Raw genomic sequence first — 13,293 nt, 5'->3', positions numbered from 1 at the left:
TATTTGGAGGTTTTATGCAACACATTCAACTGGCTCCCGATTTAACATTCAGTCGCTTAATTCAAGGATTCTGGCGGTTAAAAAGCTGGCGGAAATCGCCGCAGGAATTGCTTACATTCGTTAAGCAAGGATTGGAATTAGGCGTTGATACGCTGGATCATGCCGCTTGTTACGGGGCTTTTACTTCCGAGGCGGAATTCGGACGGGCGCTGGCGCTGGATAAATCCTTGCGCGCACAGCTTACTTTGGTGACCAAATGCGGGATTTTGTATCCTAACGAAGAATTGCCCGATATAAAATCCCATCACTATGACAACAGCTACCGCCATATTATGTGGTCGGCGCAACGTTCCATTGAAAAACTGCAATGCGACTATTTAGATGTATTGCTGATTCACCGACTTTCTCCCTGTGCGGATCCCGAACAAATCGCGCGGGCTTTTGATGAACTTTATCAAACCGGAAAAGTACGTTATTTCGGGGTATCTAACTATACGCCGGCTAAGTTCGCCATGTTGCAATCTTATGTGAATCAGCCGTTAATCACTAATCAAATTGAGATTTCGCCTCTTCATCGTCAGGCTTTTGATGACGGTACCCTGGATTTTTTACTGGAAAAACGTATTCAACCGATGGCATGGTCGCCACTTGCCGGCGGTCGTTTATTCAATCAGGATGAGAACAGTCGGGCGGTGCAAAAAACATTACTCGAAATCGGTGAAACGAAAGGAGAAACCCGTTTAGATACATTGGCTTATGCCTGGTTATTGGCGCATCCGGCGAAAATTATGCCGGTTATGGGGTCCGGTAAAATTGAACGGGTAAAAAGCGCGGCGGATGCGTTACGAATTTCCTTCACTGAGGAAGAATGGATTAAGGTTTATGTTGCCGCGCAGGGACGGGATATTCCGTAACATTATCCGTCTAATTCTGCGTATCTGGGGAAAGATGCGTCATCGTAAGAGGTCTATAATATTCGTCGTTTTGATAAGGGTGCCATATCCGGCACCCGTTAAAATTACATTACGTTCGCAACAAAATTATTCCTTACGAATAGCATTCACCTCTTTTAACAGATGTTGAATATCCGTATCGGCAAAAATATCCTCTACATTTGCGGTTAAACGGCGGCGCCAGTTGGCGTATTGAGTGCTGGTTCCCGGAATATTGACGGGTTCGGTCATACCGAGCCAGTCTTCCGGTTGGAATCCGTACAATCCGCTGCTCACCTGCGCCACATAAGTTTGCAATTGATGAACAAATTTATTGCTCACGGACGAACCTAATTCCGTACTGATTTTTGCCTCTACCGGCACATGATGTTGCTGTAATCGCTGCAAAATTTGGGTTTTAGCCCGCACACGATCCCGTTGCAAAATATCCAGAATTTTCGGATTCGGATAGACGCCGAATTTTTCCCCTAATTCAAAATCATAACCGCGCCAGTAGCCGTTTATTGTCGGTAAATCATGAGTGCTTAACGTGGTCATGGCTTGATAAGGATAAGTCTGTAAATCCCGGCTTTGTCCTTGTTCGTCAAATTCGAAATAGAATATTTTATAGGATAAAATCCCGGCATTTTTTAATTTACCGACAATTTCTTTCGGCACCGTGCCTAAATCTTCACCGATGATTAAACATTGATGACGCTGGCTTTCAAGAGCGAGAATGGCAATTAAATCATCCACCGGATAACGAACATAAGCGCCGTTTACCGCGCTGTCGCCTTTGGGAATCCACCATAATCGCAGCAACGACATAATGTGGTCGATACGTAATGCGCCGCAATGTTTCATATTGGCTCGCAGCAATTCGATAAAAGGTGCGTAGCCTTGTTGTTGTAAAACATGCGGATTCATCGGCGTTAATCCCCAGTTTTGTCCTTGCGGACCTAACACGTCGGGCGGTGCGCCGACGGAAGCGTTCAAACAATAAAGCCGTTTATCGTTCCAGGTTTCCGCGCCGTTTCCCGTTACTCCTACCGCTAAATCGCGGTACATGCCGATGCGCATATTCTGTTGTCGGCAAACCTCATCACATTCCGCCAGCTGTTGATCGGCGATAAATTGTAACCACGCGTAGAATTCGATCTCCGCTTGATGCTCGGCACGGAATTGTTGTACCGCTGTAGAATGATAATCCTGATATTCTTTTGCCCAAAAATCCCAACCCCATTGGTTATCAAACCGGTCGGCTAAATACTGATGGAGGGCGTCAAAAGTCGCCTGAACCTGTAAACTCTCACCGCCTTGTTGCACAAATTGTGCGAATTGGCGGCTAGAAAGTGCGGTCGGATTTTGCTGAAATTTTTTGAACGCAAAGCGTAACCCTTTCAATTTCAGCGGAATAATTTCGCCGTAATTCAGCCATTCTGCTTGGCGTAATTCCGTGAGTTTTTGCTGTACTTCGGCGGAATTAAACCAAGCCTGCGCTTCGTCGCTTTGTTGGAATTCGGCTAATTGATTCACATCAATATAGGCAATATTCAGCCATTGACGGGAAGACGGGCTGTACGGACTCGCCGAATCGGGATTGGCGGGAAAAAGGGAATGAATCGGGTTTAAGCCTAAAAAATCCGCCTGAAAAGGTGCAAGATTTTGCAGGAATTTTTTTAAATCGCCGAAATCGCCGATTCCCCAGTTTTGCTCGGATTTTAAGGTGTAAAGCTGTAAAAAGGTTCCCCATAATTTTTTATGCTCGCGCAATGCCTGAGGTTGATAACAAGACTGCGGCGCAACAATAACCGTACAGTTGAAAACTTTACCGGCGCTTTGTAATTGCAGTTGGTGGTAGCCTAACGGCAAATCTTTCGGCAAGTTAATGCCGCGCGTTTTAATAGGTCCGGAAATTACCGTTTGGGTATTTTCCAATTGCAGCTGCCAGCAACCTTTTAACGGATGTTTTTTATCCGCCGAGTTAATAGGTAAAAAGTGCGGTCGGTTTTGATAAAAAATTTTTACCGCAGGAATCGGCGTGAAAGAGGCTTGAATATTGCCTTCAAAAGTGTTGAAAAGCGCTTTTTTAATATTATGCGGCGCCCATTTTTTTACGCCCCGTTCATCGAAGAAATAAGGCATGATACCTGCACGGCGGAATTGTTTGGTGGTTATTGTCATTATTTTTTTCTCCATGGCTTACACTTCGGATACAGTGAAAAACAGGCGACTTCCTATCGGGAAGAAGCCGCCTAAAAGTGATTATTTCTTCAACCAAATACGTTGTTGATAATTACGAATGGAGCGATCCGAGCTGAAAGTGCCCAGACGGGCGGTATTTAAAATCGCGCTGCGTAACCAAGCTTCCCGGTTTAAATACGCACTGCCGATTTTTTGTTGTGCCAGGCGATAACTGTCGAAGTCGGCGAATACCAGGAACGGATCCCGTTCAAGCAGACTGTCCAGCATTAATCTGAAGGTCTCTTTGTCGCCATTGGACGCTTTACCATGAGCTAAGAAATCCACCGCATTTTTCAATACGCTGTCTTTTTTGTAGTAATCTTTCGGCTGATAACCTTTAGCTAACAATTCCCGCACGCTTTCTACCGTGTGACCGAAAATAAAGACGTTTTCTTCGCCCACCATTTCGGCGATTTCTACGTTTGCGCCGTCTAAAGTACCTAAGGTTAATGCACCGTTAAGCGCAAGTTTCATATTACCCGTGCCGGACGCTTCTTTCCCCGCCATAGAGATTTGTTCCGATACGTCGGCGGCAGGAATAATTTTTTCCGCCAGACTTACGCGGTAATCCGGTAAAAACGCCACCTGTAGGAGATCATTGACTTGTTTGTCGTTATTGATAATTTCCGCCACATTATTAATAGCGTGGATAATATTTTTCGCCAGATAATATCCCGGCGCCGCTTTACCGGCGAAGACGAACACGCGCGGCGTGTAATCCTGATTCGGATTGGCCTTTAAGGATTGATAATCGGCGATAATGTTCAGTAAGTTTAAATGTTGACGTTTATATTCGTGGAAACGTTTAATTTGCACGTCAAAAATGGCGTCCGGATTCACCTTTAAAGCTAAAGTACGGTTGATTTCATTGGCAAGTATGACTTTGTTATGATGTTTAATCGCTTGATATTCTTCGCGGAAACCGGCATCGTCCACGTATTTTTCCACGCCGTTCAGCAATTCCAGATCTTTGGCCCAATCCTGTTTTAAGGTGCGATCCAATAAATCGCTTAATTTCGGGTTAGCCTGACGAATCCAGCGGCGAGGCGTAATACCGTTCGTTACATTGCAGAATTTGCCCGGGAATAATTTGTGATATTCCGGGAATAAATCAGTGACCAATAAATCCGAGTGAATCTGTGCCACACCGTTAACCCGGAAGCAGGTCACCACGCAAAGATTCGCCATGCGTACGCGGTAATCGAAAAGAATCGCAAGTTTTTCCCATACTTGAGAATTCTCGCCGAATTCCGACCGCACTTTTTGATGGAAAATATCATTAATTTTTTCCACGATTTGATAATGGCGCGGCAGTAATTGTTTGAATAAGCGCTGATCCCACTGTTCGAGGGCTTCCGGCAATAACGTATGATTAGTGTAGGCAAAGGTGTTGGTGCAAATGTCCCAAGCTTGATTCCAGGTGAGATGATAATCGTCCAGTAACAGACGCATTAATTCCGGAATGGCAAGCGTCGGGTGGGTATCATTAAGCTGAATAACCTGACGTTTGGCGAAATCCGCCAGTTGATAACCCTCGGCGAAATGGCGTTCTAAAATATCGGCAACGGAACAAGCGCAATGGAAATATTGCTGCATTAAGCGTAATTTTTGTCCGGCTTTATGATTATCATTCGGATAAAGTACTTGAGTCAGCGCAGCGGCATTGACGATAGTTTTATCGGCTTTGAGGAATTTACCCTCGTTGAAAGCGTCAAAATCAAAAGACTGATCGCTGTCCGCCTGCCATAAACGTAAAGGCTGAATCAGATTATTCCGATAACCTACAACCGGTAAATCGAAGGCTTTGCCCTGAATGGTCAGTTTTGGCGACCATTCGTAATTATCCCCTTGAATGTGTTTGATTTTACCGCCAAAACCGACATAACGGGTTTTAGACGGGTTGAAACTATGCCAAGGATAGTTATTGCGATCCCAGGTATCCGGTGTTTCTTTTTGCATTCCCTCGGCAAAACTTTGTTTAAATAAACCGTATTGGTAATGCAGGCCGTAACCCGTGGCATTTTGCCCTAAGGCCGCCATAGAGTCTAAAAAACAAGCGGCAAGACGCCCTAAACCGCCGTTTCCGAGCGCCGGATCACGTTCTTGTTCTAAAACATCTACTAATTCCACCTGATATTGTTTAAGATAGTCACGAATTTGTTCGTAATAACCTAAATTCATCAAATTATTGCCGGTTAAACGCCCGATCAAAAATTCCATTGAAAGGTAATTGACGTGGCGAGATTCCGCAGGCTTAGCGGACGGTTGGCTGTAAGCTAACTCGAGTGATCCTTCGGCAACAATTTGATACCATTGTTGTAAGGTGAAATTTTTCGCGTCCGCCACATCAAAGTAACGGCAGTATTTTTCGACGATAGATTGAAATGTCATGGGAAACTCCTAAATTAGAAATTAATTGCCGTTTATTATGTGGAATCCGGATAAAATCAAATCATCCCTGTGATCATCTTATTTGGTATGATTATCGGGAAGTAGTTAAAATGCAAAAGGAGGAGATTTCATCCTCGTTTTGCGATAAGAAAAAAATTAAGATTTATTATGTTAATACCGTCAAAACTTGTTTGCTCTTTTCGCTTACAAAACAGCGTCCCACGTACCCGTCTGATTCAAGAATTGGATAAATCCGCTTTCTATCCTGTAGTGTTGATTAACGCACCGGCGGGCTATGGTAAAACCACCTTGGTATCGCAATGGATAGAAGATAAAAAGAACGTAGGCTGGTACGGGCTGGATGAAGGAGATAATAATTCGGATCGTTTTGCCGTCTATTTCAGCGCGGCATTACATTCGGCCATTAATGAAGAAGTCGATGTTCTGCTGGAGGAAAACCGCAAGGCTAACTTATTAGCCTTATTTAATCAACTGTTGATTAAAGCCTCCGGTTTCCCTCAGCATTTTTATTTAGTTATCGATGATTATCATTTGATCGAGAATGACGAAATCCATGAAGCGTTGAAATATTGGATTAGACATCAACCCGCCAATATGACTCTCATCCTTATCTCTCGTTCCGTTCCTCCTTTAAGTGTCGCCAGTTTGCGGGTGCAGGAACAACTGTTGGAAATCGACATTAATCAGCTTATGTTTGATCATCAGGAAAGTGTGGCGTTTTTCCAGGCGAGATTGGGTTCCGAATTAAAACAACAGGATATTATCGAGCTTTGTAACGAAGTGGAAGGCTGGCCGACCGCTTTACAACTTATTAGTTTATTTGCAAAAAATAAATCTCAAACTCTGCAAGTACCGCTACAGGATATTGCCAAACGCTTAGCGAAATCCAATAATTTCCATATTAACGAATATTTGGCCGACGAAGTGTTAAATAAAGTGGATAAAAGTACGCGCTTATTTATTTTGCGTTGTTCCGTACTCCATTCCATGAACGAAACCTTGGTTGAGGCGGTAACCGGCGAACCGAACAGTCGTAAAAAACTGGAATCGCTTGAGAAACAGGGCTTGTTCTTACAACAAATGGCGAACAGCAAGTGGCAAACCGTGGATGACAGCTGGTGGAAGTTTCACCCGTTATTTGCCTCGTTCCTAAATTTCTGTTGCCAGCACGAATTGTATGACGAATTATCGCAACTCCACCGGCGCGCGGCGCAGGCCTGGCTGAAACTGGGTTATGTAACGGAAGCTCTGCATCATGCGATGCAGTTATCGGATACCTGTTTATTGCTGGAAATCTTGGATGAACACGCATGGACGGTATTCCATCAAGGCGAATTGCAATTATTGGAAGAAAGTTTAAACAGCCTTGATTATGCCCATTTAACGGAACATACGAATTTAGTGCTGCTTAAAGCCTGGTTGGTGCAAAGTCAGCACCGTCATGTCGAAGTGAGCGGTATTTTAGCGGAGTTTTCGCGGGCGCTGAATGAAAATAAAGTGGAATTAAGTAAAACCGCACAAGCGGAATTTAACGTATTGCGCGCGCAGGTTGCCATTAATTCCGGTGATGAAAACACCGCGCTTCAGTTAGCTTCCGATGCTCTGAAAGATTTGTCGGAAAACGCCTATTACGCTCATATTGTCGCGACATCCATTATCGGCGAGGCGCATCATTGCCACGGCAATCTTGCCGAAGCCTTGTCTATGTTGCAAAAAGCCGAACGTATGGCGCGCCAACATCATACTTATCACAATATTCTCTGGTCATTATTGCAGCAATCGGAAATTTTGCTTGCTCAAGGTTTCTCTCAAGCCGCTTATGATATGTTGGATAAAGCCAGTGAATTCGTAAAAGAAAACCATCTGCAAAAAGTGCCGATGTATGAGTTTCTTTTGCGATTGAAAGGTAAAATTCTGTGGGAATGGTACAATCTTGATAAAGCGGAATCCATGGCGGTTGCCGGCATGAACGCATTGCAAAAATTTGAGGATAAACTGCAATGCCTGGCACTATTAACTAAAATTTCTTTAGTGCGGGGTAATTTAGATAATACCTCGCGTTTGTTGAACGAAGTCGAACAGTTGGAACGTTCTCATGCTTATCATCATGACTGGACGGCAAGTGCGGATCAAGTACGGATGCTTTATTGGCAAATGACTAATGACGGCGCCGCCGCACGCAATTGGTTAATTCAGAATCCCGCACCGATTTCAGATAAAAATCATTTCACTCAAATTCAATGGCGTAATATTGCGCGGGCAAGAATTCTGTTGGGGCAGTATGATAAAGCGCAGGAAATTTTGGATAATTTAATTGAAACCGCCGAGAAATTTTCACTCACCAGCGATTTGAATCGTGCTTTAATTGTGCGTAATCGTCTTTATTTTCTGCAAGGTGCGAAAGAGCTGGCGCAACAGGATCTCATCGCCGCTCTGAAACTGACGCGACAAACCAATTTTATCAGCGCTTTTGTGGTTGAAGGCGATGTGATGGCGCAACAAATCCGTAATTTATTGCAATTAAATGTACTGGACGAACTGGTTTTACATAAAGCGCAGTTTATTTTGCGCAATATTAACCAATTCTACCGGCATAAATTCGCCCACTTTGACGAAACTTTTGTCAGCCAGTTATTGAAAAATCCGAAAGTTCCCGAGCTTTTGAAAATCAGTCCGCTGACTCAACGGGAATGGCAGGTGTTGGGGCTGATTTATTCCGGTTACAGCAATGAGCAAATCTCCGATGAATTGCAGGTGGCGGCCACGACCATCAAAACCCACATCCGCAATCTTTATCAAAAAATCGGCGTAACCAACCGCAACGAAGCTATCAGTTACACCAAAGAATTACTGGCATTGATGGGATATAATTAAGAACACTAAAATCAAAGTGCGGCGAAAAACTTTCAAAATTTCGACCGCACTTTTTCTGATTTATCTAATTCCCGGCCCAAACCACCATCACTTTATCTTCGCCAAGAGTTCGGCTGAAAGCAAAGTATCCTTCCGATTTTAGGGTTTGATGAACGCCGGCTCCGACAGCCCGGTGACGTTGGCGGAATTGCGCCAATTTTTGCCAGTGCTGATGCAACGCCTGTTTACTTTGATCATTTTGCAACTCCTTCCAGTTCATATCCGAACGAGTGCCCTGTACCGGATCGGAGCCGGTGGCACCGAACTCACGCCCGCTTTCATCCCCGTAATAAATCTGCACCGCCCCCGAAGAAAGAAGAAGCAGGTTAGCCGCGGTTTTTTGTTTTACCGCATTGCGTTCGCTGTCGGAATGGAAAAATAATCGGGTGTCGTGGGAAGATAAATAACTCAACACATTGAAATCTTTCAGTTTATTGCTCATGTCTTGATATACGGGGTCAATCCGGGCAAAACAGTCCAATGCATTTTTTGCCTGATCCTGAAAATCAAAATTAATCATAGCGTCAAAACCGTTCTGATAATAATCGCTTTTGAATACGCCGTGGCCCCAGGCTTCGCCCGTCATCCAGAAATCGTCGCCGAAACTTTCTTGCGGATTTTTTTGTTGCCATTCTTTTAAGGCTTGTTGCGAAGCCTGTTTCAACGCAAGCCAGGTAGGTTTTTCCACATGTTTTGCCGTATCCACGCGGAAACCGTCAACGCCGTATCGGCGCACCCAATCCGTTAACCATGTGATTAAATAATCGCGCACTTTGGCATTTGCCAATTCTTTTGCATTGGTGTTTTTATGTTGAAAAAATCGCGGTAATTTGACCGCACTTTCGCTTTCCGTTTTTAAATCCGGTAAGGCGGAAAGCGACATTTTTAAATCGTCGAATTTAGGGCTGTCGTAATCGCCGATGTCAGCCCGCACCCAATCTTTTCCCCACCAGTTTTGCCAGGCTTTGCTATCGCCGAATTTGATGAAGTCGTTAAAACTGTGCCAGTTTTGTCCTTTTTTCGGTTGCCAGTTTGTCCATTTTTTGCCAAGGGTAGCGGTCATTTCTTCCGGTTTGAGATAAAAATCGCCGAAGTTAAATTCCTGCATATCGGCAAGAGTGGCATAGCCGGTGTGGTTCATCACGACGTCAAACAGCACCCGGATACCGCGCCGGTGAGCTTGCCGCATCAGATTTTTCAGATCCGCCTCCGTTCCCATGTTAGCATCCAGTTTTGTCCAATCAAGATGGTAGTAGCCATGGTAGCCGTAATGAGGAAAATCGCCCTTATTGCCGCCGCCGACCCAACCGTGCATTTGTTCCAGCGGCGAGCTGATCCATAACACGTTTACCCCTAATTGTTGCAAATAATCCAGTTTTGCCGTTAAGCCCTGCAAATCACCGCCGTGAAAGGTGCCGATTTCCTGCATGCCGTCTTTATGCCGTCCGTAACTGTTATCGTTGGCGGGATTTCCGTTGTGGAAGCGGTCGGTAAGGACAAAATAAACGGTAGCGTTTTTCCAGTCAAAAACTTCCGTTTTTTTATCCGCACTTTTCTCCAACAGAATTAATCCGCCGGCATTTTCTGCGGGCATCATGGTTACTTTGCCGTTTTTCACTTTAGCCGTTTGCCCCGAATAAAAATCCCGCACCGATTCACCCTCGGTAAAAGTTGAAGATACGTCGATTTCAATGGGTTGCTTATTCCAAACCGGACAGCTTTTTACCGTATTATTATCGTTTTCCGCCCGCTGTTCCACGCCGATTCTCAGGGTCGGCGTACCGCTGCGCATATCGATTTGGGCAATATAATTGCCCTGCCGGAATAAACGAAGCTGCGGCGCTTCGCCGGAGCAAGGAATCAGCGAAACCGTTTGATTTAATTTCACCGCACTTTGAGGCTGATAACATTGGTTATCAAAGGTGAAAGTTAAGGGATAATTACCTTTTTCCAACGGCGTTTGCGATTGAAATAAATTGCTTTCGGCGTTGTCGTTGAAATGCTGAAAATGCGTATGTTGCCAGCCTTGCGCGAAAGCTGCGGAAGAGGTGAACAAACAAAGATAGAGTAACGATTTTTTCATAGTAACCTGATTTGTAAAGAATGTTTTCCGGTTTAAAAAACCTTGATTTGTGACCGCACTTTTGCTGTCTCTGCGATAGCGCAGGCTTTAGCTTGTACTTGTTGATTGGGCATGGGTTAGAGGCTATCGTTAAAAGGCCGGATTATTAGCCGAGCCGGATTTAATATTCTGATCCCCTCTTTGTTAAAGAGGGGATTACAAGCAAATTTAACCTTTTACCCCACCTGCGGTTAATCCGCCGATTAACCAGCGTTGCGCCAGTAAGAACACTAATGTAATCGGGATGGCCGATAGTACAGCGGCGGCAGCAAAATCGCCCCATAAGTAGTTTTGCGGATATAAGTATTGTTGCATGCCCACCGCCAGAGTGTAGCTGTTCACATCACGCAATAACAGTGACGCCACCGGTACTTCGGTAATCGCCGCAATAAAGGAAAGAATAAATACCACCGCTAAAATCGGTACGGAAAGCGGTAATAAAATCAGGCGGAAGGCTTGCCATGGTGTGGCGCCGTCCAGTGCCGCCGCTTCTTCTAAAGAACCGTCAATGGTTTCGAAATAACCTTTGATTGTCCAAACATGTAGCGCTATACCGCCTAAATAAGCAAAGATCACGCCGCCGTGGGTATTTAAACCGAGGAAAGGAACGTATTGTCCTAAACGGTCAAATAAGGCGTATAACGCCACTAAGGAAAGCACCGCCGGGAACATTTGGAATATTAACATGCCCTGTAAAATGGTCTTTTTACCTTTGAATTTCATACGGGCGAAAGCATACGCACAGGTTGTGGATAAGGTCACAATGCCGATAGAGGTAATGGTCGCCACTTTAATGGAATTCCATAACCAACGTAATACCGGGAATGGCGGTGGGGTTACCGTGCCGTCCGCGTGAGTCACTTCAAAGCCTAATGCCGCCTGCCAGTGTTCCCAGGAAATTTGGCTTGGGATAATATCGCCGATAGCAAGGTTGCCCGGACGTAAAGAAATACCGATGACCATTAATAACGGAAAAATAATCAAGGCAAGAAAGCTAATTAAAATTAAATGGGTTGCCCATACGCGATAACGCACTGATTTAGATTGAACAATCGCCATATATACTCCTTAAATCAACAGGGGGTTAAGGGTAATTCCTTAACCCGAAACATTTTTATAATTCCATTTTGGTCGCTTTAATATTCAATAACGCCAAACCGCCCACCAACAGGAAGATAATGGTCGCAATGGCCGCCGCCAGACCGAAATCCTGAGTGCCGCTGCCTTCGAATGCGATGCGGTAGGTGTAACTTACCAGCAAATCCGTATAACCCGCCGGGGTGGTGGTACCGATCATGTCCGGGCGACCGTTGGTTAACAACTGAATCAGAACGAAGTTATTAAAGTTGAATGCAAAAGAGGCAATCATCAACGGAGTTAACGGTTTTAGCAGCAACGGGAAGGTGATTTTGCTGAAATTTTGCCAGGTAGAGGCGCCGTCCATTGCCGAGGCTTCGTATAAATCCGACGGAATCGCTTTTAATAAACCCATACATAAAATCATCATATAAGGATAACCGAGCCAGGTGTTAACAATAAGAATCATCGCCTTGGCAAGGAAGGGATCATTAAACCATTCGGGGCTGATACCGAATAATTGGTTCAGAATCATATTGATTTCGCCGAAACTTTGGTTAAACAACCCTTTGAAAATCAAGATGGAAATAAAAGACGGTACCGCATAAGGTAAAATCAACAATAAACGATAAATCGCTTTGCCTTTCAGGGCTTCCCATTGCACTAAACAAGCCAACACCATACCGAGAATAACGGTGAATACCACGGTTAATAGGGAGAACACCACCGTCCAAATAAAGATTTGTACAAAAGGTTTTTGAATACCTTTATCGGTGAAAATTTTAACAAAATTATGAAAACCGGAACCCACCGTATAACCGGGTTCAAGGGTTTCGCTTAACCAGTCGCCGCTTTCGTTTACCGCCTGAAAGAAGCCGGTTTCATCGTTGGCTTTATATAATTTGCCGTTTTCATTATTGCGTAAAATGTTATTTTCTTTATCGAATTGATAACGGGCTTTTTGTGCGGAAAACTGGCGCAATGAACTCATGGTCAATTCATTGTCATTCGGTAAAATCACTTTCATTGCCTGAAGAGCACTGCGATTTTGGGTAATAATTCTAAGCGGTGCAATCTCGCCTGTCGGCTCGGCTTGTTCGCTAACCGGCACATCCGCCGCCTTTAAGGCAATACTTTCGGACACGAAGGTTTGCGCCGTAGCGGGATTGGTTAACACGATTTTATATTGATTATCCGCCTGCGGATAAAGTTTAAAATTGTATTTATCGCCGGCAAAATAGCGTTGCTCGGTAAGTACGGAAAGCGCACGTTCAAAAGACAATTGATTCGAGCCGCTGTAATTGGTAAAGGCAATAGCTATGGTCGCCACTAAGGGGAACAAAATAAAAATGGTCATTCCCATAATACCGGGATAAACATAACGCCATGCGTAAGCATTTTTGTTGGTAAATACATAAACACCCGAAGTCAGGATTACGAGGGTTAAAATGGCAAACAAATATTCGCCTTGCAAATACATTAATCCGACCAGGTAAAAATCAAATAACAGCACAATGCCCGCTATCAGATATTTAAACCAATGAGTGGATTTGGGTTGAGTTAGAGTGGACATAAAAACACCTCGAATTTTGA

General features: G+C 44.4%; 7 protein-coding genes. 2 read left to right on the top strand and 5 right to left on the bottom strand.

Annotated elements, in window-relative coordinates; all coding sequences use genetic code 11:
• The first annotated feature begins 14 nt into the window (after nucleotides 1-14).
• On the top strand, nucleotides 15-914 hold the full coding sequence (locus A4G13_RS07535; RefSeq protein WP_041640056.1) for an aldo/keto reductase: 900 nt from the start codon (nucleotides 15-17) through the stop codon (nucleotides 912-914).
• Between the two features lie 126 nt (nucleotides 915-1,040).
• On the opposite strand, the gene malQ is transcribed toward A4G13_RS07535, so the two are convergent.
• Together malQ and glgP are read right to left on the bottom strand one after the other, a co-directional pair.
• A complete protein-coding gene (gene malQ, locus A4G13_RS07530; protein ID WP_090655486.1) occupies nucleotides 1,041-3,116 on the bottom strand; it encodes a 4-alpha-glucanotransferase in 2,076 nt (691 codons plus the stop codon).
• An 81-nt stretch (nucleotides 3,117-3,197) separates the two neighbouring features.
• Complete coding sequence (gene glgP, locus A4G13_RS07525) at nucleotides 3,198-5,567, bottom strand: glycogen/starch/alpha-glucan family phosphorylase (RefSeq protein WP_090655489.1); 2,370 nt, start codon at nucleotides 5,565-5,567, stop codon at nucleotides 3,198-3,200.
• A 168-nt stretch (nucleotides 5,568-5,735) separates the two neighbouring features.
• Here glgP and malT point away from each other — a divergent pair, with 168 nt between their 5' ends.
• Nucleotides 5,736-8,462 (top strand): HTH-type transcriptional regulator MalT, encoded by a 2,727-nt coding sequence (malT, locus tag A4G13_RS07520; protein WP_090655492.1) that lies wholly within the window; start codon nucleotides 5,736-5,738, stop codon nucleotides 8,460-8,462.
• 64 nt (nucleotides 8,463-8,526) lie between these two features.
• Here malT and A4G13_RS07515 read toward each other — a convergent pair whose 3' ends face one another.
• The 3 genes from A4G13_RS07515 to malF all read right to left on the bottom strand — a co-directional run bounded on the left by A4G13_RS07515 (nucleotide 8,527) and on the right by malF (nucleotide 13,273).
• Nucleotides 8,527-10,584 (bottom strand): alpha-amylase, encoded by a 2,058-nt coding sequence (locus tag A4G13_RS07515; RefSeq protein WP_090655495.1) that lies wholly within the window; start codon nucleotides 10,582-10,584, stop codon nucleotides 8,527-8,529.
• 207 nt (nucleotides 10,585-10,791) lie between these two features.
• On the bottom strand, nucleotides 10,792-11,682 hold the full coding sequence (gene malG / locus A4G13_RS07510) for a maltose ABC transporter permease MalG (protein WP_011201225.1): 891 nt from the start codon (nucleotides 11,680-11,682) through the stop codon (nucleotides 10,792-10,794).
• 55 nt (nucleotides 11,683-11,737) lie between these two features.
• On the bottom strand, nucleotides 11,738-13,273 hold the full coding sequence (malF, locus tag A4G13_RS07505; RefSeq protein WP_090655498.1) for a maltose ABC transporter permease MalF: 1,536 nt from the start codon (nucleotides 13,271-13,273) through the stop codon (nucleotides 11,738-11,740).
• Nucleotides 13,274-13,293 lie beyond the last annotated feature (20 nt).

This window comes from Basfia succiniciproducens (assembly GCF_011455875.1).
In the GTDB taxonomy this organism is placed as follows: domain Bacteria; phylum Pseudomonadota; class Gammaproteobacteria; order Enterobacterales; family Pasteurellaceae; genus Basfia; species Basfia succiniciproducens.
This window is presented reverse-complemented; position numbering and strand designations above follow the sequence as displayed.

Coding starts and splice junctions, on each gene's coding strand:
- A4G13_RS07535 (WP_041640056.1), top strand. CDS start 15: ATGCAACACATTCAACTGGCTCCCGATTTAACATTCAGTCGCTTAATT.
- malQ (WP_090655486.1), bottom strand. CDS start 3,116: ATGACAATAACCACCAAACAATTCCGCCGTGCAGGTATCATGCCTTAT.
- glgP (WP_090655489.1), bottom strand. CDS start 5,567: ATGACATTTCAATCTATCGTCGAAAAATACTGCCGTTACTTTGATGTG.
- malT (WP_090655492.1), top strand. CDS start 5,736: ATGTTAATACCGTCAAAACTTGTTTGCTCTTTTCGCTTACAAAACAGC.
- A4G13_RS07515 (WP_090655495.1), bottom strand. CDS start 10,584: ATGAAAAAATCGTTACTCTATCTTTGTTTGTTCACCTCTTCCGCAGCT.
- malG (WP_011201225.1), bottom strand. CDS start 11,682: ATGGCGATTGTTCAATCTAAATCAGTGCGTTATCGCGTATGGGCAACC.
- malF (WP_090655498.1), bottom strand. CDS start 13,273: ATGTCCACTCTAACTCAACCCAAATCCACTCATTGGTTTAAATATCTG.